The 21,701-nt window shown below is 57.1% G+C and carries 17 protein-coding genes, 2 tRNA genes and 2 rRNA genes; 8 read left to right on the plus strand and 13 right to left on the minus strand.

The window, feature by feature from the left end; translation table 11 throughout:
* Nucleotides 1–51 precede the first annotated feature (51 nt).
* From lldP to trmL, 5 genes are all read left to right on the plus strand, one after another.
* Entirely contained in the window at nucleotides 52–1,707 is a 1,656-nt protein-coding gene (gene lldP, locus RY075_RS22350) for an L-lactate permease (RefSeq protein WP_338627968.1), read from the plus strand.
* Nucleotides 1,704–2,477, plus strand: coding sequence for a transcriptional regulator LldR (lldR, locus tag RY075_RS22355; protein ID WP_006808630.1), 774 nt, complete (start codon nucleotides 1,704–1,706; stop codon nucleotides 2,475–2,477). Before lldP ends, lldR begins: the two co-directional genes overlap by 4 nt.
* Nucleotides 2,474–3,661, plus strand: a complete 1,188-nt coding sequence (lldD, locus tag RY075_RS22360) for a quinone-dependent L-lactate dehydrogenase (protein ID WP_006808631.1) — start codon at nucleotides 2,474–2,476, stop codon at nucleotides 3,659–3,661. Before lldR ends, lldD begins: the two co-directional genes overlap by 4 nt.
* Before the next feature lie 179 nt (nucleotides 3,662–3,840).
* A complete protein-coding gene (locus tag RY075_RS22365; protein WP_023315025.1) occupies nucleotides 3,841–5,181 on the plus strand; it encodes an aromatic acid/H+ symport family MFS transporter in 1,341 nt (446 codons plus the stop codon).
* 45 nt (nucleotides 5,182–5,226) lie between these two features.
* Nucleotides 5,227–5,700, plus strand: a complete 474-nt coding sequence (trmL, locus tag RY075_RS22370; protein WP_003860178.1) for a tRNA (uridine(34)/cytosine(34)/5-carboxymethylaminomethyluridine(34)-2'-O)-methyltransferase TrmL — start codon at nucleotides 5,227–5,229, stop codon at nucleotides 5,698–5,700.
* Nucleotides 5,701–5,738: 38 nt separating this feature from the next.
* Here the strand turns inward: trmL and ilvC are convergent, their stop codons facing one another.
* Nucleotides 5,739–7,214, minus strand: coding sequence for a ketol-acid reductoisomerase (gene ilvC / locus RY075_RS22375; RefSeq protein ID WP_109948951.1), 1,476 nt, complete (start codon nucleotides 7,212–7,214; stop codon nucleotides 5,739–5,741).
* Nucleotides 7,215–7,495: 281 nt separating this feature from the next.
* Here ilvC and ilvY point away from each other — a divergent pair, with 281 nt between their 5' ends.
* Complete coding sequence (ilvY, locus tag RY075_RS22380) at nucleotides 7,496–8,386, plus strand: HTH-type transcriptional activator IlvY (RefSeq protein ID WP_017693777.1); 891 nt, start codon at nucleotides 7,496–7,498, stop codon at nucleotides 8,384–8,386.
* Here the strand turns inward: ilvY and ilvA are convergent.
* The 7 genes from ilvA to ilvL form a co-directional block, all read right to left on the minus strand.
* Nucleotides 8,383–9,927, minus strand: coding sequence for a threonine ammonia-lyase, biosynthetic (ilvA, locus tag RY075_RS22385; protein ID WP_032660750.1), 1,545 nt, complete (start codon nucleotides 9,925–9,927; stop codon nucleotides 8,383–8,385). The genes ilvY and ilvA overlap by 4 nt on opposite strands.
* A 2-nt stretch (nucleotides 9,928–9,929) precedes the next feature.
* Nucleotides 9,930–11,780 carry a dihydroxy-acid dehydratase gene (gene ilvD, locus RY075_RS22390; RefSeq protein WP_109948950.1) on the minus strand — a complete coding sequence of 617 codons (1,851 nt, stop codon included), beginning with the start codon at nucleotides 11,778–11,780 and terminating at the stop codon, nucleotides 9,930–9,932.
* Nucleotides 11,781–11,840: 60 nt separating this feature from the next.
* Entirely contained in the window at nucleotides 11,841–12,770 is a 930-nt protein-coding gene (gene ilvE / locus RY075_RS22395; protein ID WP_023323879.1) for a branched-chain-amino-acid transaminase, read from the minus strand.
* Nucleotides 12,771–12,788: 18 nt separating this feature from the next.
* On the minus strand, nucleotides 12,789–13,052 hold the full coding sequence (gene ilvM / locus RY075_RS22400; RefSeq protein WP_003860184.1) for an acetolactate synthase 2 small subunit: 264 nt from the start codon (nucleotides 13,050–13,052) through the stop codon (nucleotides 12,789–12,791).
* Nucleotides 13,049–14,695, minus strand: a complete 1,647-nt coding sequence (gene ilvG / locus RY075_RS22405) for an acetolactate synthase 2 catalytic subunit (RefSeq protein ID WP_023323880.1) — start codon at nucleotides 14,693–14,695, stop codon at nucleotides 13,049–13,051. The genes ilvM and ilvG overlap by 4 nt, the downstream gene beginning before the upstream one ends.
* Nucleotides 14,696–14,697: 2 nt before the next feature.
* Nucleotides 14,698–14,748, minus strand: coding sequence for a peptide IlvX (gene ilvX / locus RY075_RS22410; RefSeq protein WP_192930497.1), 51 nt, complete (start codon nucleotides 14,746–14,748; stop codon nucleotides 14,698–14,700).
* Nucleotides 14,749–14,834: 86 nt separating this feature from the next.
* Nucleotides 14,835–14,933, minus strand: a complete 99-nt coding sequence (gene ilvL, locus RY075_RS22415; RefSeq protein WP_001311244.1) for an ilv operon leader peptide — start codon at nucleotides 14,931–14,933, stop codon at nucleotides 14,835–14,837.
* 341 nt (nucleotides 14,934–15,274) lie between these two features.
* Between ilvL and RY075_RS22420 the strand changes: the two genes are divergently transcribed.
* Nucleotides 15,275–16,795, plus strand: a complete 1,521-nt coding sequence (locus RY075_RS22420; protein WP_109948947.1) for a YifB family Mg chelatase-like AAA ATPase — start codon at nucleotides 15,275–15,277, stop codon at nucleotides 16,793–16,795.
* A gap of 30 nt (nucleotides 16,796–16,825) precedes the next feature.
* On the opposite strand, the gene RY075_RS22425 is transcribed toward RY075_RS22420, so the two are convergent.
* Nucleotides 16,826–17,164 (minus strand): DUF413 domain-containing protein, encoded by a 339-nt coding sequence (locus RY075_RS22425; RefSeq protein ID WP_006808641.1) that lies wholly within the window; start codon nucleotides 17,162–17,164, stop codon nucleotides 16,826–16,828.
* A 118-nt stretch (nucleotides 17,165–17,282) separates the two neighbouring features.
* On the opposite strand from RY075_RS22425, the gene hdfR reads away from it, so the two are divergent.
* Nucleotides 17,283–18,104, plus strand: coding sequence for an HTH-type transcriptional regulator HdfR (gene hdfR, locus RY075_RS22430; RefSeq protein WP_003860190.1), 822 nt, complete (start codon nucleotides 17,283–17,285; stop codon nucleotides 18,102–18,104).
* Nucleotides 18,105–18,204: 100 nt separating this feature from the next.
* On the opposite strand, the gene RY075_RS22435 is transcribed toward hdfR, so the two are convergent.
* From RY075_RS22435 to RY075_RS22450, 4 genes are all read right to left on the minus strand, one after another.
* Nucleotides 18,205–18,280: transfer RNA gene (locus RY075_RS22435), tRNA-Trp, on the minus strand.
* Between the two features lie 52 nt (nucleotides 18,281–18,332).
* Nucleotides 18,333–18,409: transfer RNA gene (locus RY075_RS22440), tRNA-Asp, on the minus strand.
* Between the two features lie 55 nt (nucleotides 18,410–18,464).
* Nucleotides 18,465–18,580, minus strand: a 5S ribosomal RNA gene (gene rrf, locus RY075_RS22445).
* A 188-nt stretch (nucleotides 18,581–18,768) separates the two neighbouring features.
* Nucleotides 18,769–21,674 (minus strand): 23S ribosomal RNA (locus RY075_RS22450).
* Between the last annotated feature and the right edge of the window lie 27 nt (nucleotides 21,675–21,701).

Consider the following 21,701-nt stretch of genomic DNA (forward strand, 5'->3'; position numbering starts at 1 on the left):
ATGAGCAGAGACTCACCCGACGAACACCTGTGTGGTCCTCAGGAGACCTGCATGAGCCTCTGGCAACAAAACTACGATCCGGCCGGGAATATCTGGCTGTCGAGCCTGATCGCATCGCTACCGATCCTGTTCTTCTTCTTTGCGCTGATAAAGCTCAAGCTGAAGGGCTACCTTGCCGCAACGTACACCGTTGCCATCGCCCTGCTGGTGGCGCTGTTCTTCTATAAAATGCCGGTCGATCGCGCGCTGGCCTCCGTGGTGTATGGTTTCTTCTACGGCCTGTGGCCGATTGCGTGGATCATCATCGCCGCCGTCTTTGTCTACAAAATCTCGGTGAAAACCGGGCAGTTCGACATTATTCGCTCGTCGATTCTCTCTATTACACCGGACCAGCGTTTACAGATGCTGATTGTCGGTTTCTCCTTCGGGGCGTTCCTTGAAGGGGCGGCAGGATTCGGCGCGCCGGTGGCGATCACCGCCGCTCTGCTGGTCGGGCTGGGCTTTAATCCGCTGTATGCCGCTGGCCTGTGCCTGATTGTGAACACCGCCCCGGTGGCGTTTGGCGCGATGGGCATTCCGATTCTGGTGGCGGGCCAGGTGACCGGGCTGGACAGCTTCGAGATCGGCCAGATGGTGGGCCGCCAGCTGCCGTTCCTGACCATTATCGTGCTGTTCTGGATCATGGCGATTATGGACGGCTGGCGCGGCGTGAAGGAGACCTGGCCTGCGGTGATGGTAGCGGGCGGTTCGTTCGCCATTGCCCAGTATCTCAGCTCCAACTTCCTCGGCCCGGAACTGCCGGACATCATCTCTTCCCTGGTGTCGCTGGTCTGCCTGACGCTGTTCCTGAAACGCTGGCAGCCGGTACGTATCTTCCGCTTTGCTGACATGGGCGCATCGCACGTGGATCAGACGCTGGCGCGCACCGGCTATACCGCCGGACAGATTGTGCGCGCGTGGTCACCGTTCCTGTTCCTGACCGCCACCGTGACGCTGTGGAGCATTCCGCCGTTTAAAGCCCTGTTCGCCCCGGGCGGCGCGCTGTACGACATGGTGATTAATATCTCCGTGCCGTTCCTCGACAAAATGGTCGCCCGTATGCCGCCGGTGGTGCACGACGCCACGCCGTATGCGGCAGTGTTTAAGTTCGACTGGTTCTCAGCCACCGGTACGGCCATCCTGTTTGCCGCTATCCTTTCCGTTGTGTGGCTGCGCATGAAGCCTGCCGCCGCGGTACAGACCTTTGCGGCGACGATTAAAGAGCTGATGCTGCCGATTTACTCCATCGGCATGGTGCTGGCGTTCGCGTTTATTTCGAATTACTCCGGCCTGTCGTCGACGCTGGCGTTAGCGCTGGCGCATACCGGCCACGCGTTTACCTTCTTCTCGCCGTTCCTCGGCTGGCTGGGGGTGTTCCTGACCGGTTCAGATACGTCATCTAACGCCCTGTTTGCTGCCCTACAGGCCACGGCCGCGCAGCAGATTGGCGTCTCGGACGTGCTGCTGGTCGCCGCGAACACCACCGGCGGCGTGACCGGGAAGATGATCTCGCCGCAGTCCATCGCCATTGCCTGTGCTGCGGTGGGGCTGGTAGGCAAAGAGTCGGATCTGTTCCGCTTTACCGTTAAACACAGCCTGATATTTACCTGCATGGTGGGCGTGGTCACCACATTGCAGGCCTATGTCTTAACCTGGATGATTCCATGATAGTGATGCCCAGACGCCTGTCCGACGAGATTGCCACTCGCGTACGGGCGCTGATAGAAGAACAACAGCTGGAAGCGGGCATGAGATTGCCCGCCGAGCGTCAGCTTGCCGCTCAGCTTGGCGTGTCGCGCAACTCACTGCGCGAGGCGCTGGCGACGCTGGTTAGTGAAGGGGTGCTGCTGAGCCGTCGCGGCGGCGGCACCTTCGTGCGCTGGCAGCATGACGACTGGTCCGAACAAAACATCGTGCAGCCGCTGAAGACGCTGATGGAAAACGACCCGGACTACAGCTTCGACATCCTCGAAGCGCGTCACGCCATCGAAACCAGCACCGCGTGGCACGCGGCGATGCGGGCAACCGACGCCGACAAAGAGAAGCTCAAAGCCTGTTTTGAAGCCACGCAAAGCAGCGACCCGGACATCGCCTCCCAGGCGGACGTGCGGTTCCATCTGGCGATTGCCGAGGCCTCGCACAACGTGGTGCTGCTGCAAACCATGCGCGGGTTCTTCGACCTGCTGCAATCCTCCGTCAAGCAGAGCCGCCAGCGCATGTATCTGGTGCCGCCGGTGTTTGCCCAGCTGACCGAACAGCACGAGGCGGTGCTCAACGCCATTCTGGCCGGAGATGCCGAGGCCGCGCGCAAGGCGATGATGGCGCATCTCGGCTTCGTGCATACCACCATTAAACGATTCGATGAAGATCAGGCCCGACAGGCGCGTATTACCCGTCTGCCTGGCGAGAGTGATATTTCCAGGGAGAACAAAGCATGATTATTTCAGCAGCCAGTGACTATCGCGCCGCGGCGCAGCGCATTTTGCCCCCGTTCCTGTTCCACTATATCGACGGCGGGGCGTATGCCGAATATACCCTGCGCCGTAACGTGGAGGATCTGTCGGAAGTGGCCCTGCGCCAGCGCGTGCTGAAAAATATGTCTGACCTGAGCCTTGAGACGAAGCTGTTTAACGAGACGCTCTCCATGCCGGTAGCGCTCGCACCTGTCGGTTTATGTGGCATGTATGCCCGTCGCGGTGAAGTGCAGGCCGCCGCCGCCGCAGATGCCAAAGGCATTCCGTTTACCCTTTCCACCGTGTCCGTCTGCCCGATTGAAGAAGTCGCCCCGACCATCAAGCGCCCGATGTGGTTCCAGCTGTACGTCCTGCGCGATCGCGGTTTTATGCGCAACGCGCTGGAGCGCGCCAAAGCGGCGGGCTGCTCAACCCTGGTCTTTACCGTCGACATGCCGACCCCCGGCGCGCGCTACCGCGACGCCCACTCCGGCATGAGCGGCCCTAACGCGGCCCTGCGCCGTTACTGGCAGGCGGTGACGCACCCGCAGTGGGCGTGGGATGTCGGGTTGAACGGCCGTCCGCACGATCTGGGCAATATTTCGGCCTACCTGGGTAAACCGACCGGGCTGGAGGACTACATTGGCTGGCTGGCGAACAATTTCGATCCGTCGATCTCCTGGAAAGACCTGGAGTGGATCCGCGAATTCTGGGACGGCCCGATGGTGATCAAAGGGATCCTCGACCCGGAAGATGCCCGCGACGCGGTGCGTTTTGGCGCCGATGGGATCGTGGTCTCTAACCATGGTGGCCGCCAGCTTGATGGGGTGCTCTCCTCCGCCCGCGCCCTGCCGGCCATTGCCGATGCGGTGAAAGGCGATATTGCGATCCTGGCCGATAGCGGCATCCGTAACGGGCTGGACGTGGTGCGCATGATTGCGCTCGGCGCCGACAGCGTGCTGCTGGGCCGTGCTTACCTGTACGCGCTGGCCACCAGCGGCCAGGCGGGCGTGGCGAATCTGCTGAACCTGATCGAGAAAGAGATGAAAGTAGCGATGACCCTGACCGGGGCGAAGTCGATTAGCGAAATCAGCAAAGACTCTCTGGTGCAGGAGCTCAGTAAGCTGCCTGCGGCGCTGGCCCCTCTTTCCCAAGGAAACGCGGCCTGATCTTCCCCGGTTAGCCTCCCCTTCTTCCGCGCCCGACTTTCCCCTCGGGCGTTTTTTTGTCGAAAATAACACCTGCGTAACATTCTTGATAAGAAAATTTGACACACCCCGCCCCTCCGCAATTGTATAGACAAGCAAATACAAGAACACAAAAACAACATCACATCGGAGGGGAACGTATGACGTATTCAGGTCGGGTGGATATTCAGCAGGTGATCGATGAAAGTCCTTTTTCAGGGTTTCACTGGCTTCTTATTGTGCTGGGCTTTCTGGTGCTGGCGATCGATGGGTTTGATACCGCAGCGATGGGTTACATTGCGCCTACGCTGTCGACGGAGTGGGGAATACATAAACAGGATCTGGGGCCGGTGCTGAGTGCGGCGCTGCTGGGGCTGTCGCTGGGAGCCCTGATTGCAGGTCCGGTATCGGACCGGATGGGACGCAAGCGCGTGCTGGTCTTTTCATGTCTCTTCTTCGGCCTGGCGAGCCTGGGCACGGCCTGGGCGCAAAGTCTGAATACCCTGACGCTATGGCGATTTCTGACCGGTCTCGGGCTGGGCGCCGCGATGCCTAACGCCATCACGCTGATCTCAGAGTTTGCCCCCCAGCGCTGCCGCGCCATGGCAATTAACACCATGTACTGCGGCTTTCCGCTGGGTGCGGCGGGCGGCGGGGCGATCTCGTCCTGGCTTATCCCTCACCATGGCTGGCGAAGCGTGCTGCTGACCGGCGCGATTGCGCCGCTGATTTTAACGGTGCTGCTGGCGCTGCTGTTGCCGGAGTCGGTGAAGTTTCTGGTGCAGCGCGGGAAAGACGTCGCCCAGGTTCGCCGCATCGCCAGCCGGTTCGCCCGCAGCACGCTGGATAGCGTCACGGGCTTTTTCCTGACAGAGGAGAAAGTCGCGTCGAAAAAAGGCAGCGTGTCGCAGCTGTTTTCCATGCCCTGGCTGCCCGGCACCCTGATGCTGTGGGTCACCTACTTTATGGGACTGGTGATTTATTACGTCCTGCTGAGCTGGATGCCGACGCTGATGCAGGGGATGGGGTATGCGCTGGCGGAATCCGCCTGGCTCACCTCGCTGTTCACCTTCGGCGGCACCGCTGGCATTTTGCTCGCGGGCTGGATGATGGATCGCTGGGAAGCGCACAAGGTGGTCGCGTGTGGTTTCGTGCTGACGATGGGCCTGATTCTTTTACTCGGCATTGAGCATAACCATATCGCCCTGTTTGGCGGGTTAATTTTCCTGATGGGGATCGCGATGAACGGCGCGCAGTCGGGCATGCAGACCCTGGCCGCCACCTTTTACCCTACCGAGTGCCGCGCGACGGGTATCGCCTGGATGCAGGGGATCGGCCGCTTCGGCGGCGTGGCGGGCACCATGACCAGCGCCCAGCTTCTTTCCATGCAGTGGCAGGCAGACAGTATTTTAATGATCCTCAGCGTGCCTGCTCTCGTGGCCGCGGCGGCAACCGTCTACAAAATGCTGTATAGCCGCGCGCAGGAGCCGGGCGTCGCCTAGTCCCTCTCTTTTCTGCTATTCTGCCCCCGCAATTAAGGGGGCAGCATGCTTAACATCGTCTTATTCGAACCAGAAATTCCGCCGAACACCGGCAATATTATCCGCCTGTGCGCCAACACCGGTTTTCGTCTGCACATCATTGAGCCGATGGGCTTTACGTGGGACGACAAACGTCTGCGCCGCGCGGGGCTGGACTACCATGAGTTTACCGCCGTCGTTCGTCATCACGATTACGCCGCGTTTCTGGGATCCGAAAAACCACAGCGCATGTTCGCCCTGACCACCAAAGGCACGCCAGCGCACAGCGCCGTAAGCTATCAGGACGGGGATTATCTGATGTTTGGTCCGGAAACCCGCGGCCTGCCGGCCACCATTCTGGATGCCCTGCCAGCCGAGCAGAAAATTCGTATTCCGATGATGCCGGACAGCCGCAGCATGAACCTGTCGAATGCGGTGTCGGTGGTGGTGTATGAGGCGTGGCGCCAGCTGGGTTATCCCGGCGCGATACTGCGTAGCTAAAACAGTTCGGGTGGCTTGCGCCACCCGATTCATCGTGTTTAGCCTGCTACCGCGATACGTTTCATATCGGTCATGTAGCCACGCAGTTTCTGGCCCACTTTCTCGATTTCGTGGCTGCGGATCGCTTCGTTAACGTCACGCAGCTGCGCGTTATCAACCGCACCTTCCGCAATCGCCTGGCCCAGATCGCCCGCTTGCAGGGTGGTCATGAACTCTTTCAGCAGCGGTACGCAGGCGTAAGAGAACAGGTAGTTACCGTACTCGGCGGTATCGGAGATCACCACGTTCATCTCATACAGACGCTTACGGGCGATGGTGTTTGCGATCAGCGGCAGCTCGTGCAGCGATTCGTAGTACGCAGACTCTTCAATGATGCCGGAATCCACCATGGTTTCGAACGCCAGCTCAACGCCTGCTTTCACCATCGCGATCATCAGGACGCCTTTATCGAAGTACTCCTGCTCGCCGATTTTACCTTCATACTGTGGCGCGGTTTCGAACGCGGTTTTACCGGTCTCTTCACGCCAGGTCAGCAGTTTCTTATCGTCGTTCGCCCAGTCTGCCATCATGCCGGAGGAGAACTCGCCGGAGATGATGTCGTCCATATGTTTCTGGAACAGCGGCGCCATGATGGTTTTCAGCTGTTCAGAGAGTGCGAACGCGCGCAGTTTTGCCGGGTTGGACAGACGGTCCATCATCAGCGTAATGCCGCCCTGCTTCAGCGCTTCGGTGATGGTTTCCCAGCCGAACTGAATCAGTTTTTCCGCGTATGCCGGATCGGTGCCTTCTTCCACCAGCTTGTCGAAGCACAGCAGAGAGCCAGCCTGGAGCATGCCGCACAGGATAGTCTGCTCGCCCATCAGGTCAGATTTCACTTCCGCAACGAAGGAAGATTCCAGCACGCCCGCACGATGGCCGCCAGTGGCCGCAGCCCAGGCTTTGGCAATCGCCATGCCCTCGCCTTTCGGATCGTTTTCCGGGTGAACGGCGATCAGCGTCGGTACGCCGAAGCCACGTTTGTACTCTTCGCGCACTTCGGTGCCCGGGCACTTCGGTGCCACCATCACCACGGTGATGTCTTTACGGATCTGCTCGCCCACTTCAACGATGTTGAAGCCGTGGGAGTAACCCAGCGCGGCGCCGTCTTTCATCAGCGGCTGTACGGAACGCACAACGTCAGAGTGCTGCTTGTCCGGCGTCAGGTTAACCACCAGATCCGCCTGCGGGATCAGCTCTTCGTAGGTGCCCACTTTGAAGCCGTTTTCGGTCGCTTTACGCCATGAAGCGCGCTTCTCGGCAATCGCTTCTTTGCGCAGGGCGTAGGAGATATCCAGCCCGGAGTCACGCATGTTCAGGCCCTGGTTCAGACCCTGTGCGCCACAGCCGACAATGACCACTTTTTTACCCTGAAGGTAGCTCGCGCCATCAGCAAATTCATCGCGCGCCATGAAGCGGCATTTGCCCAGCTGCGCCAGCTGCTGGCGCAAGTTCAGTGTATTAAAGTAGTTAGCCATGGGTGATACCTCGTGATGTTGTGTTGTTTATTACTCTATGGATTTCACGTTTTAGGAAGGCGTCAAGTCTGCGAACCCCCAGGAGCTTACTCTGGTAAGTGACTGGGGCGAGTTGACGCAGACAACGCACCTACAACGTGAAAGACGACGAGTAATTTATTGTTCGGTTCGCCTTTCAGCGACAATGTACCCACATTACAACAGGAAATTTATTGCGGAAATTGATATATTCACAACGTCATATTGCAATTTATGCAATGTAAAAAGAGGGAGTGGAATCGGTGGATTTACGCGATCTGAAAATGTTCCTGCACCTGGCGGAAAGCCGTCACTTTGGCCGCAGCGCCCGGGCGATGCACGTCAGCCCCTCCACGCTGTCGCGCCAGATCCAGCGCCTTGAGGAAGACCTCGGCCAGCCGCTGTTCGTGCGCGATAACCGCACCGTCACGCTGACGGAAGCAGGTGAAGAGCTGCGCATCTTTGCTCAGCAGACGTTATTACAGTATCAGCAGCTGCGGCACACCATCGACCAGCAGGGGCCATCGCTTTCCGGCGAGCTGCATATTTTCTGTTCCGTGACCGCTGCCTACAGCCATCTTCCCCCCATTCTCGACCGCTTCCGCGCGGAACATCCGTCGGTTGAAATTAAGCTCACCACCGGCGATGCCGCCGACGCGATGGAAAAAGTGGTTACGGGCGAAGCGGATCTGGCGATTGCCGGAAAACCTGAAACGCTGCCGGGGGCGGTGGCGTTCTCGATGCTGGAGAATCTGGCGGTAGTGCTGATTGCCCCGGCGCTGCCCTGCCCGGTGCGCAACCAGGTTTCGGTGGAGAAACCGGACTGGTCCACGGTGCCGTTTATCATGGCCGATCAGGGGCCGGTGCGCCGCCGCATTGAGCTGTGGTTCCGCCGCCAGAAGATCAGTAACCCGTCGATTTACGCCACGGTCGGCGGCCATGAGGCGATGGTGTCGATGGTGGCGCTTGGCTGCGGCGTGGCGCTGCTGCCGGAAGTGGTGCTGGAAAACAGCCCGGAACCGGTGCGCAACCGCGTGATGATTCTGGAGCGCAGCGACGAGAAGACGCCGTTTGAGCTGGGCGTGTGCGCACAAAAAAAGCGGCTGCATGAGCCGCTTATTGATGCGTTCTGGACGATATTGCCGAACCACTAGCCAGCCAGAAAGAACCTGAAAGCCGGGTTATGGGTTTCGTCATGACATTCATAGCCCAGTTCGTTCAGGCGCGTTTCGAAATCCGGCTCGTGCTCGCCCAGTTCGAACGCCGCCAGCACGCGGCCATAGTCGGTGCCGTGGCTGCGGTAGTGGAACAGAGAGATGTTCCAGTGCGTGCCGAGCGTGTGCAGGAACTTGAGCAGCGCGCCCGGTGATTCCGGGAACTCGAAGCTGAACAGGCGTTCCTGGAGCGGCTTGGAAGGACGGCCGCCGACCATGTAACGCACGTGCAGCTTCGCCATCTCATCGTCAGAGAGATCGACCACGCTGTAGCCGCCGTCGTGCAGCAGGCTGAGGATCTCTTTGCGCTCCTCCACGCCACGGCTCAGACGCACGCCGACAAAAATGCAGGCATCTTTGGCGTCGGCAAAGCGGTAGTTGAACTCCGTTACCGAACGGCCGCCCAGCAGCTGGCAGAACTTCAGGAAGCTGCCCTTCTCTTCCGGAATCGTCACCGCCAGCAGCGCTTCACGCTGCTCGCCCAGCTCACAGCGCTCGGAAACGTAGCGCAGGCCGTGGAAGTTCACATTGGCACCGGAAAGCACGTGCGCCAGACGCTCGCCGCGGATATTGTGCTGGGCGATGTATTTCTTCATCCCCGCCAGCGCCAGCGCGCCGGAGGGTTCCGCCACCGCACGCACGTCTTCGAACAGATCTTTCATCGCCGCGCAGATAGCGTCGCTATCAACCGTGACGATATCGTCGAGATACTCCTGGCACAGACGGAACGTTTCGTCGCCAATGCGCTTCACCGCCACGCCCTCGGCGAACAGCCCGACGCGCGGCAGATCCACAGGATGTCCGGCGTCCAGCGCCGCCTTCAGGCAGGCAGAGTCTTCCGCTTCAACCGCAATCACTTTGATCTGCGGCATCAGCTGTTTGATCAGCACCGCCACACCTGCGGCTAAGCCACCGCCGCCCACCGGGACGAAAACGCGGTCGAGATGGGCGTCCTGCTGCAACAGCTCCAGCGCCAGCGTACCCTGCCCGGCAATCACCATCGGGTGGTCGAACGGCGGCACCCAGGTGAAGCCCTGCTGCTGCGCCAGCTCAATCGCTTTGGCTTTGGCTTCGTCAAAGTTAGCGCCGTGAAGCAGCACTTCTCCGCCGAATCCGCGCACCGCGTCGACCTTGATATCGGCGGTAGCAACCGGCATCACGATCAGCGCCTTAAGCCCCAGACGGGCAGACGAGAACGCGACGCCCTGGGCGTGGTTGCCCGCCGACGCGGTAATCACGCCGCGCGCTTTTTGCTCGTCGGTCAGCCCGGCCATCATCGCGTAGGCTCCGCGCAGCTTGAAGCTGTGCACCGGCTGCCTGTCTTCACGCTTCACCAGAATGACGTTGTCGAGGCGCGAAGAGAGTTTTTCCATTTTTTGCAGGGGCGTGACCTGCACGGCTTCATAGACCGGCGCGCGTAGCACCGCTCTCAGGTATTCCGCCCCCTCAGGGGCGGCGGATAAGGGTTGTGACTCGGCCATCGTTAGCCCCCCAGTTTAGATTTATCGCGCACCGCGCCTTTATCTGCACTGGTTGCAAGGCTCGCGTAGGCGCGCAGGGCGAAGGAGACTTCGCGCTGGCGATCTTTCGGCGTCCAGGCTTTGTCGCCGCGGGCTTCCTGCGCTTCACGACGGCCCGCAATCTCCTGGTCGCTCAACTTCAGCTGAATGCCGCGGTTTGGAATGTCGATTTCAATCAGATCGCCATCTTTGATGATCGCGATATTGCCGCCGCTTGCCGCTTCCGGGGAGACGTGGCCGATGGAGAGACCAGACGTGCCGCCGGAGAAACGACCATCGGTGATCAGCGCGCAGGCTTTGCCGAGGCCCATCGATTTCAGGAAGGTGGTCGGGTAGAGCATCTCCTGCATGCCGGGACCGCCTTTCGGTCCTTCGTAGCGAATGACCACCACGTCGCCTTCCACCACTTTGCCACCGAGGATGGCGTCTACCGCTTCGTCCTGGCTTTCATACACTTTTGCCGGACCGGTGAATTTCAGGATGCTGTCGTCCACGCCAGCGGTTTTCACGATACAGCCATTTTCCGCAAAGTTACCGTACAGCACGGCCAGGCCGCCGTCTTTGCTATAGGCATGTTCCAGCGAGCGAATGCAGCCTTCGGCGCGATCGTCATCAAGCGTGTCCCAACGGCAATCCTGCGAGAACGCCTGGGTGGTACGGATGCCCGCCGGACCGGCGCGATACATGTTTTTCACCGCGTCGTCTTTGGTCAGCATCACGTCGTACTGCTCCAGCGACTCCGGCAGCGTCAGGCCGAGCACGTTTTTCACGTCGCGGTTAAGCAGCCCGGCGCGATCCAGCTCGCCGAGAATACCAATCACGCCACCCGCACGGTGGACATCTTCCATGTGGTACTTCTGGGTACTCGGCGCGACTTTACACAGCTGCGGCACTTTGCGGGAGAGCTTGTCGATGTCGCTCATGGTGAAGTCGATTTCAGCTTCCTGCGCGGCGGCCAGCAGGTGGAGAACGGTGTTGGTGGAGCCGCCCATGGCGATATCCAGCGTCATGGCGTTTTCGAACGCCGCTTTACTGGCGATGTTGCGCGGCAGCGCGCTGGCATCGTCCTGCTCGTAGTAGCGTTTGGTCAGCTCAACGATGCGCTTGCCCGCGTTAAGGAACAGCTGTTTACGGTCGGCGTGGGTCGCCAGCAGCGAGCCGTTGCCCGGCTGAGAAAGGCCCAGCGCTTCGGTCAGGCAGTTCATGGAGTTGGCGGTGAACATCCCGGAACAGGAGCCGCAGGTCGGGCACGCGGAGCGTTCCACCTGGTCGCTCTGCTCGTCAGAGACTTTCGGGTCCGCGCCCTGGATCATCGCATCGACCAGGTCGAGCTTGATGATTTTGTCGGAAAGCTTGGTTTTCCCCGCTTCCATCGGGCCGCCGGAAACGAAGATCACCGGAATGTTCAGACGCAGGGAGGCCATCAGCATCCCCGGGGTGATTTTGTCGCAGTTGGAGATACAGACCATCGCATCGGCGCAGTGGGCGTTAACCATATACTCCACCGAGTCGGCGATCAGCTCGCGCGACGGCAGCGAATAGAGCATCCCTCCGTGGCCCATTGCGATACCGTCATCCACCGCAATGGTGTTGAACTCTTTCGCCACGCCGCCGGAGGCTTCGATTTGCTCGGCAACCAGCTTACCGAGATCGCGCAGGTGTACGTGGCCCGGCACAAACTGGGTGAAGGAGTTCACCACGGCGATAATTGGCTTGCCGAAATCGGCGTCGGTCATTCCGGTGGCGCGCCACAGTGCGCGGGCACCCGCCATATTACGGCCGTGGGTGGTGGTGGCTGAACGATACTTAGGCATGCTTTATTTACTCCCGTCTGACTATTTAATGGGACGGTGCGTGCCGTCCCACATTTATATTTAGTTATTAACCTGATCCAACCAGCCGTATTTATCTTCTGTCTCGCCGGTGAAGAGGCCAAAGAACGCTTGCTGAATGCGTTTGGTCACCGGGCCACAGCGGCCTTCGCCCACCTGAATGCCATCGACGCTACGCACCGGCGTAATTTCAGCCGCGGTACCGGACATAAACACTTCGTCAGCCAGGTACAGGGATTCGCGGGATAGCACCTGCTCGCGCACTTCGATACCCAGATCTTTTGCCAGCTTGATGATGGCGTCACGGGTGATGCCTGGCAGCGCGGACGAGGTAAACGGCGGGGTGAACAGAATTCCGTCTTTTACTTCAAACAGGTTTTCGCCCGCACCTTCGGAGATGTAGCCATTCACATCCAGCGCGATACCTTCCTGGTAACCGTGACGGCGCGCTTCGCTGCCGACCAGCAGTGAGGACAGGTAGTTACCGCCCGCTTTAGCCGCAGTCGGGATAGTGTTTGGCGCCACGCGGTTCCAGGAAGAAACCATTGCGTCGATCCCCTGATCCAGTGCTTCCGCGCCCAGGTAGGCGCCCCACGGGAACGCAGCAATAATCACATCGGTGTTATAGCCAGCGGGCGGGTTGACGCCCATGCCGACATCACCCACGAAGACCAGCGGACGAATATAGGCGCTGGTCAGTTTGTTCTGGCGAATCACCTCGCGGCAGGCTTCCATCAACTCATCAACGCTTTGGGAGACCGGGAAACGATAAATTTTGGCTGAGTCATGCAGACGCTGCATGTGTTCACGGTGGCGGAACACCACTGGTCCTTTGTGAGAGTCGTAGCAACGGATCCCTTCAAACACGGAGGTGCCGTAGTGCAGCGCGTGGGACATCACGTGAACTTTCGCGTCTTCCCAGCGAACCATCTCACCATTGAACCAAATGTAATCAGCTTTTTTTGTCGTCATTTTTTCGTCCTGTCACGCTTAAGCGCGGATTTGTTGTGATGTGGTTGTGCTCTGGCAGATGGCAACATGGGCAACGTCTACCAGTTTTGATAACTGACTAAACAGTAAGTCGACCGGCCGCGGGCTGGCAACGGTTAATTCGATACTGATGTTTTGCGCGTCGGTGGCCGTTTCCATATTCATAGAGCAAATCTGAAAGCCACGATGACGCACCACGCGCAAAACGCGTTCTAACGTTTCCGGGTTGAAGCGAGCCTGCACGGCGACCTGATGTTGCATCATGATAATTTCTCCAGCATTTGTGAGTTACTGGCACCGGGCGGTACCAACGGCCAGACGTTCTCAAGCTCATCGATTGAGACATGAAGCAGGTATGGCCCTTCGCTTGACAGCATGGTGTCGAGTGCCGCTTCAACCTGGTCTTTACGGGTGATGTGCTGGCCAGGAATGCCGAAGGCGCTGGCCAGGGTGAGGAAATCGGGGTTATCGGTCAGGGTGGTTTCACTGTAACGTTCCTGGAAGAACAGCTGTTGCCACTGGCGAACCATCCCTAAACGCTGGTTATCGAGCAACACGATCTTCAACGGTAACTGCTTGCGCTTCACGGTGCCGAGCTCCTGAACGTTCATCATGAAGGAGCCGTCACCGGAGATACAGATAACGGTATCGTTCGGGCGGGCAACCTGTGCACCAACGGCGGCTGGCAGACCGAAGCCCATCGTCCCTAACCCGCTGGACGTGATGAAGTTTTCCGGACGGGTGTAGGTCATGTGCTGGGCAGACCACATCTGATGCTGGCCGACATCGGTCGTCACCACGCTGTCGGCGGGCTTACGGTCGGACAACTGCTTCAACAGCAGCGGCGCGTAGATGGCCTCGCCGGGGTGGTCGTAACGCCAGGCGTGTTCAGCGCGCATATCGGCGGTGTGCTGACGCCATGGGTTAATATCCAGCGGCTGCTCCAGGGCCGGTAACAGCGCGTTAAGATCGCCCTGCAACGCGACATGCGCCTGACGCAGTTTGTTCATCTCCGCCGGGTCGATGTCCATATGGATCACTTTGGCGTTTGGCGCGAAGGTGTTCAGTTTGCCGGTGACGCGGTCGTCAAAACGGGCGCCGACGGCGATGAGCAGGTCACACTCCTGCACCGCCAGGTTTGCCGCTTTGGTACCATGCATCCCCAGCATGCCCAGATAGTAGGGGTAATCAGCATCTACCGCACCCAACCCTTTCAGCGTGCAGGTGGCAGGCATTTGCGTTGCCGCGATAAATTCGCGCAGGGCAGGAGCCGCCTGCGCCATACCTACGCCACCACCAACGTACAGCATCGGTTGTTTGGCCTGCACCATCATCTGACGCGCCTCTTCCACCTGTGCATGCGGGAACGCATCATCGCTTTTCACGGTAGAGAAATGCGGTTCCAGATCGCCGAGTGCAACCTGGATATCTTTCGGGATATCAACCAGAACCGGGCCAGGACGGCCAGAGCTGGCAACCTCGAACGCTTCGGCCATCACCCGCGGCAGCTCTTCAAGAGACTGAACGAGGAAGCTGTGTTTGGTGCAGGCCAGCGATAAACCGAGCACATCCACTTCCTGGAAGGCATCGGTGCCGATGAACGGAGAGGCAACCTGTCCGGTGATGGCAACAACGGGAACAGAATCCAGCAGTGCATCAGCAAGACCGGTGATCAGGTTCGTTGCGCCCGGACCTGAGGTCGCCATACAGACACCGGTTTTACCGGTGGCACGGGCATAACCGATGGCGGCCATCGCTGCGCCCTGCTCGTGTCGGCACAACAGGTGCTCCACGCCGCCGTCATACAGTGCATCGTAAATCGGCATAATTGCGCCACCCGGATAACCGAATACTGTCTCGACTCCCTGCGCGCGCAACGCATGTACTACCCACTGTGCCCCATTCATAGTTAGTTCCCCGTCATAAATCGGGAGAAACAGAATTTTGTGCTACTTGTCATTCTCTGCTCCTCATTTACGTTTTTTAGTCATAAAAAAACCCCCGGACCTTTCGGTGCGGGGGTCTTAGTTCGTTAAGGCTTGATTTCTAAGCCTTTCCTCGTCCAAGTGCAGCCCCGCACGGTGGGATAATAATCACCACCACGCTAATCACGACCAGGCTAATCACTCGTAGAAGGGCTGTCATTTTCAGTTCTTTTTGCATCTTGTTCGAAGGAATACCTAAAGAGTTACCACAGATATTTCATCTGACACAAGATTTTTTTATGACCTGTTTCTGTAGCAGGCGAACTATTTCTTTCAAAATCGTTGTTTTATATAGGGAAAGAATAGAAATGAAGATTTTTCATTTTTTTTGTCCTGTTTCATCAGGCAAGGCGCGCATGATTCCTTTTCTGCGAGGCCGATCCCACCGACATGTAAGGATTACATTTTGCCGCTAAAAGGCTGGAACGAGCGCCGTAATTCAGTGAATTAGCGCTAAACAGGAAAAAATGATGCTGGCATAGTCACCGCCAAGGAGGGCTTATGTCACTGTCAGTTGTTTATACACGCGCGGCCATCGGCGTGAAGGCACCGCTTATTTCTGTAGAGGTTCATTTAAGTAATGGACTGCCCGGACTGACGCTGGTCGGCTTACCAGAAACGACCGTTAAAGAGGCGAGGGATCGCGTGCGCAGCGCAATTATTAATAGCGGTTATGCTTTTCCGGCGAAGAAGATCACCATCAACCTTGCGCCCGCCGATTTGCCAAAGGAGGGAGGGCGATATGATTTACCTATTGCTATAGCGCTTCTCGCGGCTTCTGAACAGCTCAATACGCCAGGGCTAAGCTCGTGCGAGTTCGTGGGTGAATTAGCGCTTACAGGCGCGTTAAGGGGCGTTCCCGGTGCAATATCGGGTGCGCTTGAAGCCATACGTGCGGGAAGACAAATCATTGTAGCTAATGAAAACGCCTCTGAAGTAAGCCTTATCGCCGAAAAGGGGTGTCTTGTCGCGGGACATTTGCAGGAGGTTTGCGCCTGGCTGGAAGGCCGACACGAGCTTGCCGAGCCGCAGGAGAATGACGAGGTAGCGCCAGATTCGCCCGAGGATCTCAGCGATATTATGGGTCAGGAACAGGGTAAACGGGCGTTAGAGATAACGGCCGCGGGTGGGCATAACCTGTTACTGATAGGTCCGCCAGGCACGGGGAAAACGATGCTGGCGAGCAGATTGAACGGCCTGTTGCCACCCCTCAATAATCACGAAGCGCTGGAAAGCGCCGCGATATTTAGCCTGGTCAGTTCTACGTCGCTGCATAAACAGTGGCGCCGCCGTCCTTTCCGCTCTCCACACCACAGTGCGTCTCTTACCGCGATGGTGGGCGGGGGTTCGATCCCCGGTCCGGGTGAAATCTCACTGGCGCACAACGGCATTCTCTTCCTGGATGAATTGCCAGAGTTTGAACGCCGAGTGCTGGATGCATTGCGGGAGCCGATTGAATCCGGCGAAATCCATTTGTCTCGTACACGGGCCAAATTAAGCTACCCTGCGCAGTTTCAGCTGGTCGCCGCGATGAACCCTAGCCCTACGGGTCATTATCAGGGCAATCATAACCGCTGTACGCCGGAGCAGACACTGCGCTATCTGAGTAAGCTGTCCGGCCCCTTCCTCGACCGTTTTGATTTATCTCTCGAGATCCCCCTGCCCCCGCCCGGTCTGCTGAGGCAAACCGGTATTAAGGGCGAAAGCTCAGCAACTGTGCGTGAACGGGTTATTGCGGCGCAGGCGCGGCAGTATGCTCGTCAGAACAGGCTGAATGCCCGGCTGGATAACAGCGGGATCCGACAGTTTTGTTCTCTCAACGCTGAAGATGCAGGCTGGCTGGAAGAGACACTGACGCGGTTTGGGCTATCCATTCGCGCGTGGCAGCGTTTGTTGAAAGTTGCGCGCACGGTCGCCGACGTGGAAGGCTGCCCCGGAATAGAGAGGCGGCATTTGCAGGAGGCATTAAGTTACCGTGCGATCGATCGGCTGCTGTTGCATCTGCAAAAAATGCTGGCGTAAAAAAAAAAGGGGCCGTAGCCCCTTCTCTTCTTAATCGTCAGACTCGGTGTAGTCTTCTGCACCTTCCATCTGCGGCTTGCCGCCAGACAGCGTATGGAAACGCTTAGGACGCTTAATGCGAGCCATATACTTGATCCATACACGTTCTGCATCAGACTGCGGCTCACGCTCACCACGGCAAACAGAGACAAACTGTTTTTCATCTTCGGTTGCCGGTTCACGTTTACCCAGATCCAGCTCGTTAAAGGCATAACCATGGCGCTCAAGAAGTTGAGCTTCTTTGATAGTGAAATCGCCGTGACGAGAGAACCCGCGCGGATAATGTTTATTGTCGAAAAAACGATTAGTCGTCGTAAAGCTTTCCGCCATCCTACACGCTCCTAATTCTTTGGCCGAGCTATTTATGGCGCGGAGTATTAGTTACGCTTGACAGAGTGTAAAACAAAACATTTAAATCATAACGACAAATAATTTTGCGGAGAAAGATGTGGATACGGAATTGCTAAAAACTTTCCTCGAAGTGAGCAGAACGCGACACTTTGGGCGAGCAGCTGAAGCCCTCTACCTGACGCAGTCAGCAGTCAGTTTTCGTATTCGACAGCTGGAAAATCAACTGGGTGTGAACCTTTTTACCCGCCATCGCAACAATATTCGTTTAACTCCGGCCGGTGAAAAGCTATTGCCTTATGCAGAAACCCTGATGAATACCTGGCAGGCAGCGCGGAAGGAGGTTGCGCACACCTCCCGGCATAATGAATTCTCGATCGGTGCCAGCGCTTCACTATGGGAATGCATGCTCAGCCAGTGGCTTATGCGGCTATATCGCTCACACAACCATCTGCAATTTGAGGCGAGGATTGCGCAACGCCAGTCGCTGGTTAAGCAACTCCACGAGCGGCAGCTTGATCTCCTGATCACCACAGAAGCGCCCAAGATGGACGAATTTAGCAGCCAGATTGTTGGACAGTTTAGCCTGGCGCTCTATGCATCCGAGCCTGCAATGATGAAGGCCGACCTGAATTATTTACGCCTGGAATGGGGGCCTGATTTTCAGCAGCACGAGACGGGGTTAATTGCCAGCGATGATATCCCGCAACTCACGACAAGCTCTGCGGAGATCGCATGCCAGCATCTTCCCGCATTGAAAGGCTGTACATGGTTACCTGTTCGCTGGGCGGATAATAAACCCGCACTCCATGTTGTCACCGATTCGACAACTCTCTCCAGGCCGCTGTATGCCATTTGGCTGCAAAACAGCGATAAGCAGTCGCAGATAAAAGATCTGTTAAAAACCAGCATACTGGATTAACGCAAAAGCCTGCGGAAACGCAGGCTGCTTATTCTTCAGGAAGGTGTTGAGCTGTTTTGCAGGCAAAAAAAAATCCTTTGCCGAAGCAAAGGATTCTATATGGCAGGGGCGGAGAGACTCGAACTCGCGACACCCGGTTTTGGAGACCGGTGCTCTACCAACTGAGCTACGCCCCTAAAGTTTTTGCCATTAAGCCTGCCGAAAGGGCAGGCTTAATGTCTTAATAAGTGGCGGAACGGACGGGACTCGAACCCGCGACCCCCTGCGTGACAGGCAGGTATTCTAACCGACTGAACTACCGCTCCACCGAATACTTCTGTAACCACCGGATTAATGCACCGGCTTACTACTTAATTTGATGCCTGGCAGTTCCCTACTCTCACATGGGGAGACCCCACACTACCATCGGCGCTACGGCGTTTCACTTCTGAGTTCGGCATGGGGTCAGGTGGGACCACCGCGCTAAAGCCGCCAGGCAAATTCTTGTGCTCTGTCCTGTGTCTTTCGCACTGATACTGCGTTGGCTGCTCTCGTAAAGTCAGTCACATACCTAAGTATGCTCCTTCCTTTCCTTCGTTTGCCGCCTTGTCTCAGCGCAAAATCCTTCGGACTCTGAATCTAAGCTGAAAATTCTGTCTCTTCGCCAAAACATCTTCGGCGTTGTAAGGTTAAGCCTCACGGTTCATTAGTATCGGTTAGCTCAACGCATCGCTGCGCTTACACACCCGACCTATCAACGTCGTCGTCTTCAACGTTCCTTCAGGAGACTCAAGGTCTCAGGGAGAACTCATCTCGGGGCAAGTTTCGTGCTTAGATGCTTTCAGCACTTATCTCTTCCGCATTTAGCTACCGGGCAGTGCCATTGGCATGACAACCCGAACACCAGTGATGCGTCCACTCCGGTCCTCTCGTACTAGGAGCAGCCCCCCTCAATTCTCCAGCGCCCACGGCAGATAGGGACCGAACTGTCTCACGACGTTCTAAACCCAGCTCGCGTACCACTTTAAATGGCGAACAGCCATACCCTTGGGACCTACTTCAGCCCCAGGATGTGATGAGCCGACATCGAGGTGCCAAACACCGCCGTCGATATGAACTCTTGGGCGGTATCAGCCTGTTATCCCCGGAGTACCTTTTATCCGTTGAGCGATGGCCCTTCCATTCAGAACCACCGGATCACTATGACCTGCTTTCGCACCTGCTCGCGCCGTCACGCTCGCAGTCAAGCTGGCTTATGCCATTGCACTAACCTCCTGATGTCCGACCAGGATTAGCCAACCTTCGTGCTCCTCCGTTACTCTTTGGGAGGAGACCGCCCCAGTCAAACTACCCACCAGACACTGTCCGCAACCCGGATCACGGGTCTACGTTAGAACACCAGCCATTAAAGGGTGGTATTTCAAGGATGGCTCCACGCAGACTGGCGTCCACGCTTCAAAGCCTCCCACCTATCCTACACATCAAGGACCAGTGTTCAGTGTCAAGCTATAGTAAAGGTTCACGGGGTCTTTCCGTCTTGCCGCGGGTACACTGCATCTTCACAGCGAGTTCAATTTCACTGAGTCTCGGGTGGAGACAGCCTGGCCATCATTACGCCATTCGTGCAGGTCGGAACTTACCCGACAAGGAATTTCGCTACCTTAGGACCGTTATAGTTACGGCCGCCGTTTACCGGGGCTTCGATCAAGAGCTTCGCGTTGCCGCTGACCCCATCAATTAACCTTCCGGCACCGGGCAGGCGTCACACCGTATACGTCCACTTTCGTGTTTGCACAGTGCTGTGTTTTTAATAAACAGTTGCAGCCAGCTGGTATCTTCGACTGATTTCAGCTCCGTCCGCAGGGACTTCACCTACATATCAGCGTGCCTTCTCCCGAAGTTACGGCACCATTTTGCCTAGTTCCTTCACCCGAGTTCTCTCAAGCGCCTTGGTATTCTCTACCTGACCACCTGTGTCGGTTTGGGGTACGATTTCGTGTTACCTGATGCTTAGAGGCTTTTCCTGGAAGCAGGGCATTTATCACTTCAGCACCGTAGTGCCTCGTCATCACACCTCAGCGTTAACAAGGTACCGGATTTACCTGGAACCTCCGCCTACATGCTTAAACCGGGACAACCGTCGCCCGGCTGACATAGCCTTCTCCGTCCCCCCTTCGCAGTAACACCAAGTACAGGAATATTAACCTGTTTCCCATCGACTACGCCTTTCGGCCTCGCCTTAGGGGTCGACTCACCCTGCCCCGATTAACGTTGGACAGGAACCCTTGGTCTTCCGGCGAGCGGGCTTTTCACCCGCTTTATCGTTACTTATGTCAGCATTCGCACTTCTGATACCTCCAGCATGCCTCACAGCACACCTTCAACGGCTTACAGAACGCTCCCCTACCCAACAACGCATAAGCGTCGCTGCCGCAGCTTCGGTGCATGGTTTAGCCCCGTTACATCTTCCGCGCAGGCCGACTCGACCAGTGAGCTATTACGCTTTCTTTAAATGATGGCTGCTTCTAAGCCAACATCCTGGCTGTCTGTGCCTTCCCACATCGTTTCCCACTTAACCATGACTTTGGGACCTTAGCTGGCGGTCTGGGTTGTTTCCCTCTTCACGACGGACGTTAGCACCCGCCGTGTGTCTCCCGTGATAACATTCTTCGGTATTCGTAGTTTGCATCGGGTTGGTAAGCCGGGATGGCCCCCTAGCCGAAACAGTGCTCTACCCCCGAAGATGAGTTCACGAGGCGCTACCTAAATAGCTTTCGGGGAGAACCAGCTATCTCCCGGTTTGATTGGCCTTTCACCCCCAGCCACAGGTCATCCGCTAATTTTTCAACATTAGTCGGTTCGGTCCTCCAGTTAGTGTTACCCAACCTTCAACCTGCCCATGGCTAGATCACCGGGTTTCGGGTCTATACCCTGCAACTTAACGCCCAGTTAAGACTCGGTTTCCCTTCGGCTCCCCTATACGGTTAACCTTGCTACAGAATATAAGTCGCTGACCCATTATACAAAAGGTACGCAGTCACCCCATAAAGAGGCTCCCACTGCTTGTACGTACACGGTTTCAGGTTCTTTTTCACTCCCCTCGCCGGGGTTCTTTTCGCCTTTCCCTCACGGTACTGGTTCACTATCGGTCAGTCAGGAGTATTTAGCCTTGGAGGATGGTCCCCCCATATTCAGACAGGATACCACGTGTCCCGCCCTACTCTTCGAGTTCACAGCATGTGCATTTTCGTGTACGGGACTATCACCCTGTACCGTCGGACTTTCCAGACCGTTCCACTAACACACAAGCTGATTCAGACTCCGGGCTGCTCCCCGTTCGCTCGCCGCTACTGGGGGAATCTCGGTTGATTTCTTTTCCTCGGGGTACTTAGATGTTTCAGTTCCCCCGGTTCGCCTCGTTAACCTATGTATTCAGTTAACGATAGTGCAACGGATTGCACTGGGTTTCCCCATTCGGACATCGCCGGGTCAAAGGTTCATATCACCTCGCCGGCGCTTTTCGCAGATTAGCACGTCCTTCATCGCCTCTGACTGCCAGGGCATCCACCGTGTACGCTTAGTCGCTTAACCTCACAACCCGAAGATGTTTCACTTCTG

It is taken from the genome of Enterobacter sp. JJBC, assembly GCF_036936505.1.
Taxonomy (GTDB): domain Bacteria; phylum Pseudomonadota; class Gammaproteobacteria; order Enterobacterales; family Enterobacteriaceae; genus Enterobacter; species Enterobacter hormaechei_C.

What these genes read in the sequence shown, in the direction of transcription:
- lldR (WP_006808630.1), top strand. Translation starts at nt 1,704, where the DNA reads ATGATAGTGATGCCCAGACGCCTGTCCGACGAGATTGCCACTCGCGTA.
- ilvG (WP_023323880.1), bottom strand. Translation starts at nt 14,695, where the DNA reads ATGAATGGGGCACAGTGGGTAGTACATGCGTTGCGCGCGCAGGGAGTC.
- lldD (WP_006808631.1), top strand. Translation starts at nt 2,474, where the DNA reads ATGATTATTTCAGCAGCCAGTGACTATCGCGCCGCGGCGCAGCGCATT.
- ilvM (WP_003860184.1), bottom strand. Translation starts at nt 13,052, where the DNA reads ATGATGCAACATCAGGTCGCCGTGCAGGCTCGCTTCAACCCGGAAACG.
- RY075_RS22365 (WP_023315025.1), top strand. Translation starts at nt 3,841, where the DNA reads ATGACGTATTCAGGTCGGGTGGATATTCAGCAGGTGATCGATGAAAGT.
- ilvD (WP_109948950.1), bottom strand. Translation starts at nt 11,780, where the DNA reads ATGCCTAAGTATCGTTCAGCCACCACCACCCACGGCCGTAATATGGCG.
- trmL (WP_003860178.1), top strand. Translation starts at nt 5,227, where the DNA reads ATGCTTAACATCGTCTTATTCGAACCAGAAATTCCGCCGAACACCGGC.
- lldP (WP_338627968.1), top strand. Translation starts at nt 52, where the DNA reads ATGAGCCTCTGGCAACAAAACTACGATCCGGCCGGGAATATCTGGCTG.
- ilvE (WP_023323879.1), bottom strand. Translation starts at nt 12,770, where the DNA reads ATGACGACAAAAAAAGCTGATTACATTTGGTTCAATGGTGAGATGGTT.
- ilvC (WP_109948951.1), bottom strand. Translation starts at nt 7,214, where the DNA reads ATGGCTAACTACTTTAATACACTGAACTTGCGCCAGCAGCTGGCGCAG.
- ilvA (WP_032660750.1), bottom strand. Translation starts at nt 9,927, where the DNA reads ATGGCCGAGTCACAACCCTTATCCGCCGCCCCTGAGGGGGCGGAATAC.
- ilvL (WP_001311244.1), bottom strand. Translation starts at nt 14,933, where the DNA reads ATGACAGCCCTTCTACGAGTGATTAGCCTGGTCGTGATTAGCGTGGTG.
- RY075_RS22425 (WP_006808641.1), bottom strand. Translation starts at nt 17,164, where the DNA reads ATGGCGGAAAGCTTTACGACGACTAATCGTTTTTTCGACAATAAACAT.
- RY075_RS22420 (WP_109948947.1), top strand. Translation starts at nt 15,275, where the DNA reads ATGTCACTGTCAGTTGTTTATACACGCGCGGCCATCGGCGTGAAGGCA.